Here is a 17394-nt window from a genome sequence, read left to right on the forward strand (position 1 = left end):
CCCGTTTTTTGATCTGACTCATAGCATCTTTGCCACCGCTCTTAAGCTGGCCGGTATGAAGGACGTATTGCAGGATTACCGCTTGCAGATCCGAGTTTATTTCGCATATTATCCAACCACAACAATAAGCATACGAATAATTATCGTTTGCGTTTCCTTTTTCATCGTCTTTCCTATTTCCATTCAGAGAAAACACAATGGTAAATGCGCGTAGTAAAGTTTTTGCGGCATCCGCTTCGGCGGGCTTATTGAAACGTCCGCTGGCGGTGCTGGTGGCTTTAACCCTGGCGGGAGGAAGCTCTGTCTTTGCCGCTGAGGAAACGCTGGTGGTTGATGCAGCAGCCGACGCACCGCAGGAAAGCGCCTGGGGACCGGCAGCGACTATCGCCGCTAAGCACAGCGCAACCGGCACTAAAACCGATACGCCAATTGAAAAGAATCCGCAGTCGGTATCGGTCATCACGCGTCAGGAAATGGATACCCATCAGCCTGCATCAGTTAAAGAAGCGCTGGGCTATACGCCGGGCGTGACGGTTTCTACGCGCGGCGCGTCAAACACTTATGATGCGGTTAAAATTCGTGGTTTTGGTTCAGTCAATCAGAATAACTACCTGGACGGTCTGAAACTGCAGGGCGACTTCTATAACGAAGTGATTATCGATCCCTATATGCTTGAGCGCGTTGAACTGCTGCGCGGCCCAACCTCCGTGCTGTATGGCAAAAGCAGTCCGGGCGGGATTATTACCATGACCAGCAAACGCCCTACAACAGAACCGCTGCGTGAAGTGCAGTTCAAGATGGGCACCGATAATCTGTGGCAGACCGGATTTGATTTCAGCAATGCGCTGGATGATGCCGGTGTGTATTCCTGGCGGCTTACCGGCGTGGCTCGCTCGACTGACGCTCAGCAAGATCGTGCAAAAGAAAAACGCTACTCTATCGCTCCGGCCTTTACCTGGCGTCCGGATGATAAAACTAACCTGACGCTGTTGGCTAACCTGCAGGATTCGCCGGAGACCGGTTATTACGGCTGGTTGCCAAAAGAGGGAACCGTAGAGTCACTACCGAACGGTTCCCATCTGCCGGTTAGCTTCAACGAGGGTGCCCGCAACAATACCTATTCTCTGTCGCATAAATTAGTCGGTTACAGCTTTGAACACGGCTTTAACGACATTTTTACGGTGCGTCAGAACCTGCGTTATGTAGAGGCAAAAACCTCGCAGAAAAGTATCTATGGTTACGGCATTGACGCCAGCAATCCTTATATCCTGAAGCGTAGCACCGTCGTTGATAATGAAAAATTACACAACTTCGCCGTTGATACGCAGCTTGAAAGCAAGTTTGCTACGGCAGGAGTTACGCACACGCTGTTAACAGGTATCGACTTCCAGCAGATGCGTAACGATATCAATGCCCTCTTTGGCACCGGAACGGATTTGGATTTACGTAACCCGGATTACAGCGATTATGATTTTGGTTCTGCCACGCCTTATCAACAAAACAAGCAGAAGCAGACCGGTATTTATGTGCAGGATCAGGCGGAGTGGAACCGGTTTGTTCTGACCGCAGGCGGACGCTACGACTGGTTAAAACAGTCTACGCGCGCTTACCAGGCGTCCAACTATACCGAACGCAGCGACAGTCAGTTTACCGGCCGAGTGGGGCTGAACTATCTGTTTGATAATGGTATTACGCCTTACGTTAGCTATAGCGAATCGTTCGAACCTAACTCCGGCGCGGACTACGCAGGCAATACCTTTAAGCCTTCTAAAGGCCGTCAGTATGAAGCTGGCGTTAAATATGTGCCGAAAGATCAGCCGATAGTTTTGACCGCAGCCCTTTATCAGCTGACCAAAACCAACAACCTAATGTCCGATCCTGCTCACGTTTTTCAATCGGTACAGGGTGGGGAAATTCGCTCGCGCGGCGTAGAGCTGGAGGCAAAAGCGGCGCTGACGGCGAATATCAATATGACCGCGTCCTATACCTATACTGATGCGGAATATACCAAAGATACCACGCTGAAAGGCAATACGCCGGAACAGGTACCGAAACATATGGCCTCATTATGGGGCGATTACACCTTTAATAACGGCCCGTTAAGCGGTTTAACGCTGGGCACCGGCGGCCGTCTGATCGGCTCCAGCTATGGCGATCCTGCTAATACCTTTAAGGTTGGCAGCGCCGCGGTCTGGGATGCGGTGGTGAAATACGATCTCGGCCGTTTCGGCATGTATGGCTCCAGCGTAGCGTTAAACGTTAATAACCTGCTGGATCGCGAATATGTCGCTAGCTGCTTCCAGACTTATGGCTGTTTCTGGGGCGCTGAACGCCAGGTGGTTGCTACCGCAACATTCCGTTTCTAAATCCATCCATCCGGGCGCGGCTTTGGTCGTGCCCGTCACCGTTGAAGATAACCATGTCACATCAGCTGCCACAGGAAACGACCTTCACGCTTGATCAAGTCAGTTTTCGCGTGCCCGGGCGTACGCTGCTGCATCCTCTCTCGCTCTCATTTCCCAGCGGTAAAGTCACCGGCTTGATCGGTCATAACGGCTCCGGGAAATCTACCCTGCTGAAAATGTTAGGCCGCCATCAGCCCGCCAGCGAAGGCCGCGTGCTGTTAAATGATAAACCGCTGGATGAATGGAACAGCAAAGCCTTTGCCCGTCAGGTCGCCTATTTGCCGCAGCAGCTGCCTGCGGCGGAGGGAATGACGGTGCGGGAACTGGTGGCGGTGGGCCGCTACCCGTGGCACGGCGCGCTGGGCCGCTATGGCGAAGAGGATCGTCAGCGCGTAGAGGAAGCGATTGCGCTGGTTGGGCTGAAACCGTTTGCTCAGCGGCTGGTGGATAGCCTCTCCGGTGGGGAGCGTCAGCGCGCCTGGCTGGCGATGCTGGTGGCGCAGAACAGTCGCTGCCTGCTGCTTGATGAGCCCACCTCGGCGCTGGACATCGCACATCAGGTTGAGGTGCTGGCGCTGATCCAGCGTCTTAGTCAGCAGCGTGGGCTGACGGTAATTGCCGTTCTGCACGATATTAATATGGCGGCGCGCTATTGTGACTCACTGGTGGCGCTACGCGGCGGCGAGATGATCGCCCAGGGCGAGCCGGCAGAGATTATGCACAGCGAAGTGCTGGAGCGAATTTATAATATTCCTATGGGCATTCTGCCGCACCCGCAGGGTGGCGCGCCGGTCAGCTTTGTTTACTGATACAAGGATGTGGCTATGTTGCCAATAACACGTCGTCGCCTGCTTGCCGCTATGGCGCTCTCTCCGCTGCTTTGGCAGCAAACGCTGCGGGCCGAAACGCTCGATCCGCAGCGGGTGGTCGCCCTTGAATGGTTGCCGATTGAATTGATGATGGCGCTGGGCGTGGTGCCGATGGCCGCCGCTGAGCTCTTTAACTATCGCGCCTGGGTTGGCAAGCCTGAACTGCCCGCCAGCGTGACAGACGTCGGGCTGCGCACCGAGCCGAACCTCGAACTGCTGACGCAGCTCAAACCCTCCTTAATTCTTTACTCCAGCGGCTATGGCCCGTCTCCGCAGACGCTATCGCGCATTGCCCCCAGCCAGGGATTCGCCTTTAACAACGGTGACGGCAAACCGTTAACGACGGCACGCCAGTCGTTAATGCAGCTGGCGCAGCGCATCGGCAAAATGCCGCAGGCGCAGGCGCATCTGGCGATGTTCGATAGCTTTATTGCCGATATGCGCACGCGCCTGGCACCGCGTGCGGCGAAGCCGCTGCTGTTGATGTCGTTGATTGATAACCGTCACGCGATTGTCTTTGGCAAAGGCAGCTTGTTTTTAGAGGTGATGCAGCGCCTTGGCTTACAGAACGCCTGGCAGGGCGAAACGAACTTCTGGGGCAGCGCGGTGATTGGCATCGAGCGTCTGGCGACGATCCGCGATGCGGATGCGATTTGCCTGAGCCACGGCGACGATACGTTGATGAAGCAGGTCGCGGCTACCGAGCTTTGGCAGTCGCTGCCTTTTGTTCGTCAGCAGCGCTTTACCCGCGTATCGACCGTCTGGTTTTATGGCGCGACGCTCTCGGCGATGGAGTTTTGTCGTATTCTCGCTAACGTACTGGAGGCATGATGCGCAGGCGTTTCGCTTTCCCGTTGATGCCAATCGGCGCGCTGTTTCTGTGCGCGCTGGCGTTAACCGGCCTGAATTTTACTCATCATCTGCCGCAGCCGCAGTGGCTGAACGCTTTATGGCAGCCGGACCGCGATAATATCGATCAGATGGTCTTTCATTTTAGCCTGCTGCCACGGCTGGCGGTGGCGCTGCTGGCCGGGGCCGGGCTGGGGCTGGTCGGCGTGCTTTTTCAGCAGGTACTGCGTAACCCGCTGGCGGAACCGACCACGCTCGGCGTGGCGAGCGGCGCCCAGCTTGGCATTACGGTTGCGACGCTGTGGGCGCTGCCGGGCGGTATGCTCACGCAGCAGATTGCCGCGATGACGGGCGCGGTACTGATCGGCCTGCTGGTATTTGGGATCGCCTGGGGAAAACGGCTGTCGCCGGTGACCCTGATCCTCGCCGGACTGGTGATGAGCCTGTACTGCGGCGCGGTCAATCAAATCTTTGCTATTTTCAATCACGACAGGCTACAGAACCTGTTCTTGTGGAGCACGGGTTCGTTAAGCCAGCAGGACTGGAGTAACGTGACTTTTTTGCTGCCGCGCCTGCTGCTGGGCTTTGTGCTGGCGCTGCTGCTAAGGCGGCCGCTGACGGTGCTGGGACTGGATGATGGCGTAGCAAAAAATCTCGGTATGGCGCTGTCGCTGGTGCGGCTGGCGGCGCTGGGGCTGGCTATCGTGCTGAGCGGTATGCTGGTGAATGCCGTCGGTATCGTCGCGTTTATCGCCCTGTTTTCACCGCTGATGGCGAAGCTGCTGGGCGCGCGCCGTCTGGTTAGCCGTATGTTACTGGCTCCGCTGCTGGGCGCGCTGCTGCTCTGGCTGACGGACCAGTGCGTGATTTGGCTGACCGATAACTGGCGTGAGGTTTCAACCGGCACCTTAACGGCGCTGGTCGGCGCGCCGATCCTGCTATGGCTGCTGCCGCGCCTGCGCACCGGCGCGGTGCCGCCGCCGCTTAGCCAGGGCGATCGCGTGCCTGCGGAACGTCAGCATGTCGTGCTATGGGCGCTGGCGGCGCTTGGCGTGCTGCTGCTGTTGGCGGCGACTGCCCTGTCGCTGGGGCGCGATGCGCACGGCTGGCTGTGGGCGAGTGGCGATCTCTGGCATCAGCTGCAGCCGTGGCGCGCGCCGCGCATGACCGCCGCGCTGGCGGCAGGCGTGATGCTTGGCGTGGCGGGTAGCCTGATTCAGCGCCTGACCGGTAATCCGATGGCCAGCCCGGAAGTGCTGGGCATTAGCTCTGGCGCAGCCTGCGGCGTGGTGCTGATGTTGTTTCTGGTGCCGGGCGACGCCTTTGTCTGGCTGCTCCCTGCCGGTAGCCTCGGCGCGGCGGCCACGCTGCTGCTGATTATGCTGGTTGCCGGACGCGGCGGTTTTTCACCGGAGCGTATGCTGCTGGCGGGGATGGCCTTCAGTACCGCCTTTACCACTTTACTGGCGATGCTGTTGGCCAGCGGCGATCCGCGTATGGCGCAGCTGCTGAGCTGGGTATCTGGCTCGACCTATGGCGTAGATGCGGGGCAGGCGCTGCGCACCGCGCTGGTGGCCGTAGTGCTGGTCGCTATTGCTCCGTTTGCCAGCCGCTGGCTAACCATTTTGCCGTTGGGCAGCGCCACGGCGCGCTCAATTGGCGTGGCGCTAATGCCGGCGCGTCTTAGCCTGCTGCTGCTGGCCGCCGCGCTGACTGCCGCCGCGACGTTGACCATCGGACCGCTAAGCTTTATCGGCCTGATGGCGCCGCATATCGCGCGAATGTTGGGGTTCCGGCGGGCATTGCCGCAGGTGGTGGTTGCGGCGCTAATGGGCGGCGGCCTGATGATTGTGGCCGACTGGTGCGGCAGAATGGCGGCGTTTCCGGATCAGATCCCGGCGGGGTTGCTGGCCACCTTTATCGGCGCGCCTTACTTTGTCTGGCTGCTGCGGAAAGTGAAATAAAAACGGGCGCCGCAGGGTGCCCGTTAAAGAGGGATGATAACACGTACAGGTTGTTTAGCCGTTAAGCCGCCTGCGCTAAATCCTTACAACCGCGCAAAGCTGCGGCGTGCTGCATCAACGGTGCGCTGAATATCTTCGGCGCTGTGCGCCAGCGACATAAAGCCCGCCTCAAACGCCGACGGCGCCAGGTAAACGCCTTCATCCAGCATCATATGGAAGAAACGCTTAAAGCGCTCGGTATCACAGCGCGTCACATCGTCATAGCAGGTGACTTCTGCCGCATCGGTGAAGAACAGGCCGAACATGCCGCCGACGTGGTTAACCACCAGCGGGATATTTTCCTCCTGCGCCGCCGCCCGTAAACCCTGCGCCAGCTGCGTGGTCAGCTCGGTTAGCGTGGCGTGCGTGCCGGGCTGAGCGATTTCCGTCAGGCAGGCGTAACCGGCCGCCATCGCGATCGGGTTGCCGGAGAGCGTACCGGCCTGGTAAACCGGCCCCGTCGGTGCCAGCGCCTCCATCACGTCGCGACGTCCGCCAAATGCGCCTACCGGCATCCCGCCGCCGATAATTTTGCCCAGGCAGGTCAGGTCCGGCGTTACGCCATAGTGGGCCTGAGCGCCGCCCAGCGCCACGCGGAAGCCGGTCATCACCTCATCGATAATCAGCAGCGCGCCAAATTCATCACACAGCGCGCGCAGGCCCGGCAGAAAATCAGGCTGCGGCGGAATACAGTTCATATTGCCCGCCACTGGCTCAACGATAATACAGGCGATTTCATGCGGGTATTGCTCGAACGCGGCGCGCACCGACGCCAGATCGTTATAGGTACAGGTCAGAGTATGCTTTGCGAAATCCGCCGGGACGCCGGGCGAGTTCGGCTGACCGAGGGTTAGCGCGCCGGAGCCCGCTTTCACCAGCAGGCAGTCGGCATGGCCGTGATAACAGCCTTCGAATTTGATGATCTTATCGCGCTGGATGAAACCGCGCGCCAGGCGAATGGCGCTCATGGTGGCTTCGGTGCCGGAGTTAACCATCCGCACCATTTCCATCGACGGCACCAGTTCGCAGACCAGCTCTGCCATCTTCACTTCCATTTCGGTCGGCGCGCCAAAGCTCAATCCGCGCTCCGCCGCCTCGATTACCGCGCTGCGGATCGCCGGATGATTATGGCCCAGCACCATCGGTCCCCAGGAACCCACATAATCGATATAGGCTTTGCCGTCGGCATCGTACAGCCAGGCACCATCGGCACGCTCAATAAATAACGGGACGCCGCCGACGCCGGTAAAGGCGCGTACCGGCGAGTTTACGCCGCCGGGAATGGAACGCTGCGCCTGCTGATACAGGTTTTCGGACTTACTCATGAATCGGCTCCTGAATGAAAGAAAAACCCGGTCATTCTACGGGAACTTAGGGACGCGTTGAAGGCGCACGGAGTGAGATTGATAACAAAGTGTCTGAACTCTCCGCGCTTTGTTTGCCAACGCGCTGGCAAGAGGAGTATTGCGCAGAATGACATTTTTTGCCCCTGCATACGGTGCGGCGTATGATACCGGCCTCCATTAACTTCCTGATATGAGCGTTATGAGCGAAACACCCACTTCCACTGAGCAGCTGCATGTGGTTCCCCTGCGTCGTACCGATTTTCTGCGGATGCTGCTGCGGCGTGATAAAACGCCCGTGGCGATTCTGATTGTCGCAGGCATCGTCGGCACGCTGGCCGGGCTGACTGGCGTTGTCTTTGAGAAAGCGGTAACGGCGGTACAGGTCTGGCGCCTGGGCATGGTTGCCAGCACCGGCGAGCGTCTGTGGCTGGCTTTTCCGCTGGCCTTTTTATTGTCTGCGGTACTGGCCGCCTTTGGGTACTGGCTGGTGCGTCGCTTTGCGCCGGAGGCGGGCGGCTCCGGGATCCCGGAAATCGAAGGGGCGCTTGAAGAGCTGCGTCCGGTACGCTGGTGGCGCGTTATACCGGTTAAATTCCTTGGCGGTATGGGGACGCTGGGGGCCGGAATGGTGCTGGGAAGGGAAGGGCCGACGGTGCAGCTGGGCGGCAACGTCGGGCGCATGGTGCTGGATCTGTTTCGTATGCGCAGCGCCGAAGCGCGCCATTCGCTGCTGGCAACCGGCGCCGCCGCCGGGCTTTCCGCCGCGTTTAATGCGCCGCTGGCCGGGATTCTGTTTATTATCGAAGAGATGCGTTTGCAGTTTCGCTACAGCCTGATTTCGATTAAGGCGGTCTTTATCGGCGTGATTATGTCGAGCATCGTGTTTCGCTATTTTAACGGCGAGCATGCGGTAATTGCCGTCGGCAAGCTTGCCAGCGCGCCCATCAATACGCTGTGGCTCTATCTACTGCTGGGAATGTTATTTGGCATTGTCGGCGTGCTGTTTAATCGCCTGATTTTTATTACGCAGGACTTTTTTCAGCGGCTGCACGGCGGCGCGATGAAAAAAGCGCTGATTATCGGGGCGCTGCTGGGCGGCCTGTGCGGTATTCTCGCCGTGATTGAGCCGGAAGCGGCGGGCGGCGGATTCAGCCTGATCCCCATCGCGGCGGCAGGACACTATACCGTAGGGGTGCTGCTGTTTATTTTTATCGCGCGGGTGATAACCACGCTGCTGTGCTTCAGTTCGGGCGCGCCGGGCGGTATCTTCGCGCCGATGCTGGCGTTGGGTACGCTGTTGGGCACCGCCTTCGGCATGGCCAGCGCCGCGCTGCTGCCCTCGTTAACGCTTGAACCGGGCACCTTTGCCATTGCCGGCATGGGGGCGCTGTTTGCCGCCTCGGTGCGTGCGCCGTTGACCGGCATCGTGCTGGTGCTGGAGATGACCGATAATTATCAGCTGATTTTGCCGATGATTATTACCTGTCTCGGCGCTACGCTGCTGGCGCAGTTTCTCGGCGGCAAGCCGCTGTACTCCTCGCTGCTGGCCAGGACGCTGGCGAAGCAGCAGGCGCAGCAGGAGATGGAAAAGGCACAGAGTGCGAGGGCGAATACTTGATTGCTGCACCAGGCTATTAGATAATATTGACAAGCGCGGCCATTTCTGGCCTGAGCCGGATTAATTGCGGAGTGTTTCAATGAGTGATGATGTAGCAGCACTGCCGCTGCAATTTACCGAGGCGGCAGCCAGTAAGGTGAAGACCCTGATTGCTGATGAAGATAATCCTGATCTGAAACTGCGGGTTTATATTACCGGCGGCGGTTGCAGCGGTTTCCAGTACGGTTTCACCTTCGATGATAAAATCAACGACGGCGATATGACCATTGAGAAATCAGGCGTTTCGCTGGTGGTGGATCCGATGAGCCTGCAATACCTGGTCGGTGGAGCGGTGGATTATACCGAAGGCCTGGAAGGTTCCCGTTTTATCGTGACCAACCCCAATGCTAAATCCACCTGCGGCTGTGGCTCTTCCTTCAGCATCTGACAGAAGAACGTGCTTTACGTCCTGTAAAGCACGTTGATTTTTCCTGCCATTCAACGCTAAACAAGCGCATTCCCGCCTGATTTTCGCTTCCTTTTGCGGCGTCCTTAGCGCGACTTTGATTTTTTGGCCGCTCGGTTGTTATGGGTATAAAAAGCGAAACCTTTAATTAATGCCCTTCAGACTGCAGCGCCTGGCACAGTTTTTCCGCCGCCAGCACGCTGCGTGGGCCGGGACGACTAAGCCAGTCTCCCGCAATAGCCACTACCGGCACCGATAGCTGCGGCTGCCAAAAGCGCACGGCCTGAGCGGCGGCTTTGCTGTCGCCCGGAACAACAATCATATCGGGATGGCGCGCCAGCACCTGCTCGCGGCTGACCTGCGGCCAGGGCGCCGCGCTGGCCGCAAAGATATTTTCACCGCCGCACAGCGCCAGCAGCTGGTTTGGTAAGGTTGCGCGCGAGGCGGTAAATAGCGGCTGCTGACCAAACTGCAAAAACACGCGCCGATGCGTTTGTCCGCCATAGCGCTGTCGCAACGCCTTAAAACGCGCCGCCAGGCGATCTGCGGCACGATGCGCCTGCTGCGGGGCAGGGCTCCACGCGGCCAGCTGATGCAGCGCGGCGACAATGCTTTCAATTGAGTTGGGATCCAGCCAGATAACCTGCACGCCCAGCGCCCGCAGCTGATCAATTTGCCGCTGTGGAGAACCACCGCGCCACGCCAGCACCAGATCCGGCTTTAGCGCCAGAATGCGCTCCAGTTTAATACCCTGCCAGTTAGCCACCTGTTCCAGCGATTTCGCCTCCGGCGGATAGTCGGACCAGGCGCTAACCGCCACCGGCGTTATCCCGGCGGCAAAGGCGAGTTCGGTGAGATGCGGCGCCAGCGTGATAACGCGCGGCGCGCTGGCCGCCAGCGCCAGGCTGGAAAACAGCCAGAGCGTCAGCGTTATAAGCGCGCGTTTAGCCACGCGCCAGCTTGCCCAGCAGCGTTTCCACCAGCAGCGAGGATTGTTTAGCGGCGACGCTAAGGAACGCTTCAAAGCTGAGATGGGATTCCTGATCGGCAACGTCAGATATGGCGCGGATCACCACAAACGGCGTGGCGAACTGATGGCAAACGTGGCCAATGGCCGTGGCTTCCATTTCAACCGCGATCGCCTGGGGGAAGGTTGCGCGAATGCGCGCCAGCGGCTGAGCGCCGTTAATAAAGGCGTCGCCGCTCACCACCAAACCGCGTACCGCGTGCAGATTCAGCTGGTTAATACATGCTTCTGCGGCAGCAATCAGTGAACCGTCGGCCGGGAAAGCCGCCGGGCAGCCCGCCATTTGACCCGGCTCATAGCCGAAGGCGGTCACGTCCGCATCGTGATAGCGCACCTCGTCCGATACCACAATATCGCCCACCTTCAGCGCGGGGGCCAGCCCGCCCGCCGATCCGGTATTGATAATAAAGTCAGGACGGCAGCGCTCCAGCAGCAGCGCGGTGCCCAGCGCGGCGGAAACTTTACCGATCCCTGATTTCAACAGCGCCACCTCCACGCCGTTCAGGGTGCCGGTATAAATTTCGCAGCCGGCGATAGAAATAGTCTGACGGTTCTCGATTTTATCGCGCAGTAGTATGACTTCCTGCTCCATTGCGCCAATAATGCCTGCTTTCATTGGGTTACTCGCTAAGTAATTAAAGTGGAATTCAGCGTTTGAACTGTTGCATAGTCTATCACAGGCCCACGGCAAGATGTTTTCATGCAGAAACAAGGGGAAGCGATGGATAAGATTAATTTCCGGCAGCGCATCAGTTTTCAGCGCCCGTGGAACAGCCGGGAAGCGCCGCAGGGCGAATATGCCATTACCCGCCATTTTGAAAGCGACCGTGGGCGTATTATCAATTCAGCGGCCATCCGCCGTTTACAGCAGAAAACTCAGGTATTTCCGCTGGAGCGTAACGCTGCCGTGCGTTCACGCCTGACGCATTCACTGGAAGTTCAGCAGACCGGGCGTTATATCGCTAAAGAGATCCTTGAAACGCTGAAAACGCGCGGCGGCCTGGAAAAATATGGCCTGCAGGAGCTCTCCGGCGCGTTCGAAAGCCTGGTGGAAATGGCCTGTCTGCTGCATGATGTGGGCAACCCGCCTTTCGGTCACTTTGGCGAAGCGGCGATTAACGACTGGTTTGACGCCCACTTACCGGCCGAGCTGGTGGATCCGCTGGTGGCCGGCGTGGATGACGCGGCGCAGCAGGCGGACTTCAGCGCGCTGAACGCAACGATCCGTCAGGATCTCTGTCATTTCGAAGGCAACGCGCAGGCGATTCGCCTGGTCCATACGCTGCTGCAGCTAAACCTGACCTACAGCCAGGTTGCCTGTATTTTAAAATACACCGCGCCCGCCTGGTGGCAGGGCGAAAAGCCGGCGCAGTTCGCTACGCTGATGAAAAAGCCGGGCTTTTATCTTTCCGAGCGTCACTATATTGCCGAACTGCGAGCGGCCACGCAGCTGCAGGAATATCATCGTTTTCCATTAACCTGGATCATGGAAGCGGCAGATGACATTTCCTACTGTATCGCCGACCTGGATGATGCGGTGGAAAAGGCCATCTTCAACGTCGATACGCTGTATGGCTATCTGGAAAAGCTGTGGGGACCGGTGCGTTCCGGCGATGCCTTCAGCCGCACCATCGGCTATGCCTGGCGCGAGGCAAACGGAAAAAAAATTCGCGGCCGAAGCGATCAGTTTTTTATGTCGCTGCGCGTTAGCGTACAGAATGTGCTGGTTACCCACGCCGTTAATCGATTCGTGGATAATCTGGCCGCGATTTTTAACGGCGACTTTAATCATGCGCTGCTGGAAGATGAGGGCGAAGAGGGACGGCTGCTCTCCTTATTTAAAACCGTCGCGCGCCGTCATGTATTTAATCATTCGGAAGTTGAACAGTTAGAATTACAGGGCTATCGGGTAATAAAAGGGCTGCTGGAGATTTACCAGCCGCTGCTTGAGCTAAATTATGAAGCCTTTACCACGCTGATAGCGGAAGATTTCCTGGCCGGACATCCTATTGAAACCCGATTGTTTCATAAGCTTTCCGGCAAACACCGTCGCGCTTATCAGCAGCATATGCGCACCGTGAAAATTGAGCATAAATATCAGCGGCTGCTGTGGGAACGTTATTATCGTGCGCGTCTGATTCAGGACTATATTAGTGGAATGACCGATCTTTATGCCTGGGATGAATACCGGCGTTTAATGGCGGTTGAGTAGTGAAGTAATAAAAGGAGTTTTGTAAAGATGCAGAATATTTTTTTACTTTTGCCAAAAAGTTACTGATGAACTTTGCGGTAAAAATTTAATCTCATCAACACGGCCAAAATGATGGTCAGCTTCATTGATCCAATACGAGTAACAGACGAATGAAAAAAACAGCTCTTGTATTAAGCGCATTAGCTCTTAGCCTGGGAATGGCGATGAGCCCGACTTACGTTATGGCTGCTGAAACAGCCTCCTCCTCCACTCAACAGCTTCCCAGCCTGGCGCCAATGCTGGAAAAAGTGATGCCGTCAGTCGTCAGCATCAACGTTGAAGGCAGCACCACGGCGAAAACGCCGCGTCTGCCGCAGCAGTTCCAGCAGTTCTTTGGCGATGACTCGCCGTTCTGCCAGGACGGATCGCCGTTCCTGAACACGCCGATGTGCCAGGGCGCAGCGCCTGGCGGCAATGCACCACAGCAAAAATTCCGCGCGCTGGGTTCCGGCGTGGTGATTAATGCGGAAAAAGGGTATGTGGTCACCAACAATCACGTGGTGGACAACGCAACCAAAATTCAGGTGCAGCTCAGCGACGGGCGGCGCTATGACGCAAAAGTGATCGGTAAAGATCCGCGCTCTGATATTGCGCTGATTCAGCTCCAGGATTTTAAAAATCTTACCGCGATTAAAATGACCGATTCTGACAACCTGCGTGTCGGTGATTATACGGTAGCGATCGGTAACCCGTACGGGCTGGGCGAAACCGTCACGTCCGGCATCGTCTCCGCGCTGGGCCGTAGCGGCCTGAACGTGGAAAATTACGAGAACTTTATCCAGACCGATGCGGCCATTAACCGCGGTAACTCCGGCGGCGCGCTGGTTAACCTGAATGGCGAGCTGATCGGGATTAATACCGCCATCCTCGCCCCGGACGGCGGCAACATCGGTATCGGCTTCGCCATTCCCAGCAATATGGTGAAAAATCTGACCGCCCAGATGGTGGAATATGGTCAGGTGAAACGCGGCGAGCTGGGCATCATGGGAACCGAGCTGAATTCTGAGCTGGCGAAAGCGATGAAAGTGGATGCTCAGCGCGGAGCCTTTGTCAGCCAGGTTATGCCGAAGTCTTCCGCCGCTAAAGCGGGTATTAAGGCGGGCGACGTGATTATTTCGCTGAATAAAAAACAGATCTCCAGCTTTGCCGCGCTGCGTGCTGAAGTCGGCTCGCTGCCGGTTGGCACTAAGCTGGAGCTGGGCCTGCTGCGTGACGGTAAACCGCTGACGGTAACGGTCGAACTGCAGCAAAGCTCGCAGGATAACGTCGATTCCGCAACGATTTATACCGGCATTGAAGGCGCTGGTCTGAGCAACGCGGAGGTGAACGGTCAGAAGGGCGTGCGGGTAGACAGCGTTAAGCCTGGCAGCGCCGCGGCGCGTATCGGTCTGAAAAAAGACGATATGATCCTTGGCGTTAACCAGCAGCCGGTGGCTAACCTCGGCGAGCTGCGTAAAATCCTTGATACCAAGCCGTCCGTGCTGGCGCTAAATATTAAACGCGGCGACAGCAATATCTATCTGTTAATGCAATAACGCTTTTCCTGCGGGTTACTCCGCAGAGAGTGTGAGTGATCAACGGCCCGACGGCCTGCTCGTCGGGCCGTTTTTAGTTTGTGAGATTGCCTGCAAATTTATTAACCGGAGCGGCGCTTGATGCAATTGCCCAATGCTTCACCGCAGTCGCCAACGTATGCTGCTTCTTCAAGTCCCGGCTGGAGTGAATAATGGCTAACTATTACCTGGATGCTCGTCTGGCCCAGGATATTGTGGCGCGTACCATGAAAATTATCGACAGTAACGTCAACGTCATGGATGCCCGTGGCCGGATTATCGGCAGCGGCGATCGGGAGCGTATTGGTGAATTGCACGAAGGCGCGCTGCTGGCGCTGTCGCAGGCGCGCGTAGTAGATATTGACGAGGCCGTCGCGCGTCATCTGCACGGCGTACGGCCCGGCATCAATTTACCGCTGCGTATTGCCGGTGACATTGTTGGCGTGATCGGCCTGACCGGCGATCCCGTTTCGCTACGTCAGTACGGCGAGCTGGTTTGTATGACGGCGGAGATGATGCTGGAACAGGCGCGACTGCTGCATATGCTGGCGCAGGATAGCCGTCTGCGCGAAGAGCTGGTGCTGAATCTGATCCGTAGCGAAACCCTTTCTCCGGCGCTGATGGCGTGGGCGCAGCGGTTGGGTATCGATCTTAACCAGCCGCGCGTGGTTGCGGTGGTCGAGGTCGATAGCGGGCAGCTGGGCGTGGATAGCGCTATGGCTGAGCTGCAGCAGCTGCAGACGCTGCTGACCATGCCGGAGCGCGACAACCTGATCGCGATTGTTTCTCTCACGGAAATGGTGGTGCTGAAGCCGGCGCTGAATGCGCATGGCCGTTACGATCAGGATGAGCATCGGCGGCGCGTTGAACAACTGTTAGGGCGTATGAAGGAGAGCGGACACCTGCGCATTCGCATTGCGCTGGGCAACTATTTTACCGGCGAGGGCAGTATTGCCCGTTCTTACCGTACGGCGCGGACGACGATGAGCGTGGGCAAACAGCGAATGCCGGAACAGCGCAGCTTTTTTTATCAGGATTTAGTGCTGCCGGTGCTGCTTGATAGCCTGCGCGGCGGCTGGCAGGCTAATGAACTGTCGCGGCCGCTGGCGAAGCTGAAGGCGATGGATAATAACGGGCTGCTGCGGCGCACGTTAATTTCCTGGTTCAGTAATAACGTGCAGCCCTCGGCCACCGCACGGGCGCTGTTTATTCATCGCAATACGCTGGAGTACCGGCTGAACCGGATTTCTGAATTGACCGGGCTTAACCTGGGCCATTTTGACGATCGGCTGCTGCTGTACGTGGCGCTACAGCTGGATGAGCAACCCTGAAGGGAATACGCCGCGCCGCACGGCGGCGTATTAAGATGCTGACAAACCCGGCGCGCGGAGCGTTCAGGCGCGCTGCCGGCAATTTTATTGCCTTAGCGGCTGTTGCGCGTCAGCTTATCCAGATCGGATTCGATTTCGGCGATTTTGTTGGAAACCACGCTTTCCAGATGGCGCAAATCATCAAGAATTTTACGCTTCAGGTCGATTTCCACCTGGTCGCGCTGGCAGATTTGATCTAGCTCATCAATGACATAGCGTAGGTTAGGGCTGATCTCCTGCACTTCTTTGTAACCTTGCCCGATGCCCTCTGCCACGACGGTTTTACGCTGGCGTGGATATTTAAATTTAACGCTTTTGGCAAAAAATTCGCCTTTATCTTTACGAAAGTAAATTTTCAGGATGTCATTATTCGCTTCCTGACGCAGGCTGTAGCGATCGATCTCTTCCGGATTGGAAATGCCCAGGCTTTTTAAATTGTCATACATGGCGATGTTTCCTGTAAACGTGAAATTAGGGCGTCGCAACTGTTCCGTTACACCTTATTTCGGCCCCAACGCTGTACGGACATCCTGCTGAAACAGAAAAAAGGGCCTGTCATCACTGTAGACATAAACGACGACTTTCGGGAAATTGCGCCGCAGAAATGACGGAAATGAATTATCGCCCGCGTAAAAAATAAACGCACCTGTAATTTGCAGGCCGGGCAAAGCGGCGCGGATAACGACCAGGCGGAAACAGAGCGGAAGCCGGAACGGCGCTTAATAATGGCGAGAGAAAAGGATGGGAATTTGCCCTGCCGGGGAGGCAGGGCAGGGCGTCAGGCTTTATTCATCAATGGTGCGCAGCAGCTCATTGATGCCAACCTTACCGCGCGTTTTCGCATCGACTTTCTTCACAATAACCGCACAGTAGAGGCTGTAAGAGCCATCTTTTGACGGCAGATTGCCGGATACCACCACCGAGCCTGCCGGAACGCGGCCATAATGGATTTCGCCGGTTTCACGATCGTAAATTTTGGTGCTTTGACCAATATAAACGCCCATAGAAATCACCGAACCTTCTTCAACGATCACGCCTTCCACGATTTCCGAACGCGCGCCGATAAAGCAGTTGTCTTCGATGATGGTCGGGTTAGCCTGCAGCGGCTCCAGCACGCCGCCGATGCCTACGCCGCCGGACAGGTGAACGTTTTTACCAATCTGAGCACAGGAGCCTACGGTCGCCCAGGTATCAACCATTGAACCTTCATCAACCCATGCGCCGATATTGACGTAAGAAGGCATCAGGACGGTATTACGGGCGATAAAAGCGCCCTGACGTACTGCCGCCGGCGGCACAACGCGGAAGCCCTCTTTTTTGAAACGCGCTTCATCATAAGCCGCAAATTTCATCGGCACTTTGTCGTAAAAACGGCTTTCAGCGCCTTCGATTACCTGATTGTCATTGATACGGAAAGAGAGCAGCACCGCTTTTTTCAGCCACTGATGCGTGACCCACTGGCCATCAATCTTTTCGGCTACGCGCAGGGCGCCGCTGTCCAGCAGGGCAATAACCTGCTCTACGGCTGCGCGGGTGGCGGAATCTACGCTGGTGGGCGTGATGTCGGCACGGCGCTCAAATGCGCTCTCAATGACACTCTGTAACTGTTGCATTTGCATTTTCATCCTGGGTTTTGCATTCACCGTCGGGCAGCGTCG

14 protein-coding genes are annotated in these 17394 nt (G+C 57.0%); 9 read left to right on the forward strand and 5 right to left on the reverse strand.

Translation table 11 applies throughout. The annotated features are described in order from the left end of the window. Nucleotides 1-197: 197 nt before the first annotated feature. The 4 genes from fhuA to fhuB are packed head-to-tail and all read left to right on the forward strand — an operon-like array spanning nucleotide 198 to nucleotide 6087. On the forward strand, nucleotides 198-2366 hold the full coding sequence (gene fhuA, locus COO59_RS11555) for a ferrichrome porin FhuA (protein WP_103059935.1): 2169 nt from the start codon (nucleotides 198-200) through the stop codon (nucleotides 2364-2366). A 53-nt stretch (nucleotides 2367-2419) separates the two neighbouring features. Beyond that, complete coding sequence (gene fhuC / locus COO59_RS11560; protein ID WP_103059936.1) at nucleotides 2420-3214, forward strand: Fe3+-hydroxamate ABC transporter ATP-binding protein FhuC; 795 nt, start codon at nucleotides 2420-2422, stop codon at nucleotides 3212-3214. 15 nt (nucleotides 3215-3229) lie between these two features. Continuing rightward, a complete protein-coding gene (fhuD, locus tag COO59_RS11565; RefSeq protein ID WP_103059937.1) occupies nucleotides 3230-4105 on the forward strand; it encodes a Fe(3+)-hydroxamate ABC transporter substrate-binding protein FhuD in 876 nt (291 codons plus the stop codon). Beyond that, nucleotides 4105-6087 (forward strand): Fe(3+)-hydroxamate ABC transporter permease FhuB, encoded by a 1983-nt coding sequence (gene fhuB, locus COO59_RS11570; protein WP_103059938.1) that lies wholly within the window; start codon nucleotides 4105-4107, stop codon nucleotides 6085-6087. Before fhuD ends, fhuB begins: the two co-directional genes overlap by 1 nt. Nucleotides 6088-6170: 83 nt before the next feature. Here the strand turns inward: fhuB and hemL are convergent, their stop codons facing one another. Then, nucleotides 6171-7451: a glutamate-1-semialdehyde 2,1-aminomutase gene (hemL, locus tag COO59_RS11575; protein WP_103059939.1), complete on the reverse strand. Its 1281-nt coding sequence runs from the start codon at nucleotides 7449-7451 to the stop codon at nucleotides 6171-6173. Between the two features lie 220 nt (nucleotides 7452-7671). Between hemL and clcA the strand changes: the two genes are divergently transcribed. After that, nucleotides 7672-9090 (forward strand): H(+)/Cl(-) exchange transporter ClcA, encoded by a 1419-nt coding sequence (gene clcA / locus COO59_RS11580; protein WP_103059996.1) that lies wholly within the window; start codon nucleotides 7672-7674, stop codon nucleotides 9088-9090. Nucleotides 9091-9169: 79 nt separating this feature from the next. Then, nucleotides 9170-9517: an iron-sulfur cluster insertion protein ErpA gene (gene erpA, locus COO59_RS11585; protein WP_103059940.1), complete on the forward strand. Its 348-nt coding sequence runs from the start codon at nucleotides 9170-9172 to the stop codon at nucleotides 9515-9517. A gap of 166 nt (nucleotides 9518-9683) precedes the next feature. Here the strand turns inward: erpA and btuF are convergent, their stop codons facing one another. Then, nucleotides 9684-10487, reverse strand: a complete 804-nt coding sequence (gene btuF / locus COO59_RS11590; protein WP_103059941.1) for a vitamin B12 ABC transporter substrate-binding protein BtuF — start codon at nucleotides 10485-10487, stop codon at nucleotides 9684-9686. Continuing rightward, nucleotides 10480-11178, reverse strand: a complete 699-nt coding sequence (gene mtnN / locus COO59_RS11595; RefSeq protein WP_103059942.1) for a 5'-methylthioadenosine/S-adenosylhomocysteine nucleosidase — start codon at nucleotides 11176-11178, stop codon at nucleotides 10480-10482. Before mtnN ends, btuF begins: the two co-directional genes overlap by 8 nt. 105 nt (nucleotides 11179-11283) lie before the next feature. On the opposite strand from mtnN, the gene dgt reads away from it, so the two are divergent. The 3 genes from dgt (at nucleotide 11284) to COO59_RS11610 (ending at nucleotide 15697) form a co-directional block, all read left to right on the forward strand. Next, nucleotides 11284-12774 carry a dGTPase gene (gene dgt / locus COO59_RS11600; RefSeq protein WP_103059943.1) on the forward strand — a complete coding sequence of 497 codons (1491 nt, stop codon included), beginning with the start codon at nucleotides 11284-11286 and terminating at the stop codon, nucleotides 12772-12774. Nucleotides 12775-12923: 149 nt separating this feature from the next. After that, a complete protein-coding gene (gene degP / locus COO59_RS11605; RefSeq protein WP_103059944.1) occupies nucleotides 12924-14348 on the forward strand; it encodes a serine endoprotease DegP in 1425 nt (474 codons plus the stop codon). A gap of 191 nt (nucleotides 14349-14539) precedes the next feature. Beyond that, a complete protein-coding gene (locus COO59_RS11610) occupies nucleotides 14540-15697 on the forward strand; it encodes a CdaR family transcriptional regulator (protein WP_103059945.1) in 1158 nt (385 codons plus the stop codon). Nucleotides 15698-15789: 92 nt separating this feature from the next. Here the strand turns inward: COO59_RS11610 and COO59_RS11615 are convergent, their stop codons facing one another. Continuing rightward, on the reverse strand, nucleotides 15790-16182 hold the full coding sequence (locus COO59_RS11615; RefSeq protein WP_103059946.1) for a DUF3461 family protein: 393 nt from the start codon (nucleotides 16180-16182) through the stop codon (nucleotides 15790-15792). 339 nt (nucleotides 16183-16521) lie between these two features. Next, complete coding sequence (dapD, locus tag COO59_RS11620; RefSeq protein WP_103059997.1) at nucleotides 16522-17349, reverse strand: 2,3,4,5-tetrahydropyridine-2,6-dicarboxylate N-succinyltransferase; 828 nt, start codon at nucleotides 17347-17349, stop codon at nucleotides 16522-16524. Between the last annotated feature and the right edge of the window lie 45 nt (nucleotides 17350-17394).

This window comes from Mixta theicola, from assembly GCF_002895925.1.
Classification (GTDB): Bacteria; Pseudomonadota; Gammaproteobacteria; order Enterobacterales; family Enterobacteriaceae; genus Mixta; species Mixta theicola.

Coding starts and splice junctions, on each gene's coding strand:
- fhuA (WP_103059935.1), top strand. CDS start 198: ATGGTAAATGCGCGTAGTAAAGTTTTTGCGGCATCCGCTTCGGCGGGC.
- fhuC (WP_103059936.1), top strand. CDS start 2,420: ATGTCACATCAGCTGCCACAGGAAACGACCTTCACGCTTGATCAAGTC.
- fhuD (WP_103059937.1), top strand. CDS start 3,230: ATGTTGCCAATAACACGTCGTCGCCTGCTTGCCGCTATGGCGCTCTCT.
- fhuB (WP_103059938.1), top strand. CDS start 4,105: ATGCGCAGGCGTTTCGCTTTCCCGTTGATGCCAATCGGCGCGCTGTTT.
- hemL (WP_103059939.1), bottom strand. CDS start 7,451: ATGAGTAAGTCCGAAAACCTGTATCAGCAGGCGCAGCGTTCCATTCCC.
- clcA (WP_103059996.1), top strand. CDS start 7,672: ATGAGCGAAACACCCACTTCCACTGAGCAGCTGCATGTGGTTCCCCTG.
- erpA (WP_103059940.1), top strand. CDS start 9,170: ATGAGTGATGATGTAGCAGCACTGCCGCTGCAATTTACCGAGGCGGCA.
- mtnN (WP_103059942.1), bottom strand. CDS start 11,178: ATGAAAGCAGGCATTATTGGCGCAATGGAGCAGGAAGTCATACTACTG.
- dgt (WP_103059943.1), top strand. CDS start 11,284: ATGGATAAGATTAATTTCCGGCAGCGCATCAGTTTTCAGCGCCCGTGG.
- degP (WP_103059944.1), top strand. CDS start 12,924: ATGAAAAAAACAGCTCTTGTATTAAGCGCATTAGCTCTTAGCCTGGGA.
- COO59_RS11610 (WP_103059945.1), top strand. CDS start 14,540: ATGGCTAACTATTACCTGGATGCTCGTCTGGCCCAGGATATTGTGGCG.
- COO59_RS11615 (WP_103059946.1), bottom strand. CDS start 16,182: ATGTATGACAATTTAAAAAGCCTGGGCATTTCCAATCCGGAAGAGATC.
- dapD (WP_103059997.1), bottom strand. CDS start 17,349: ATGCAACAGTTACAGAGTGTCATTGAGAGCGCATTTGAGCGCCGTGCC.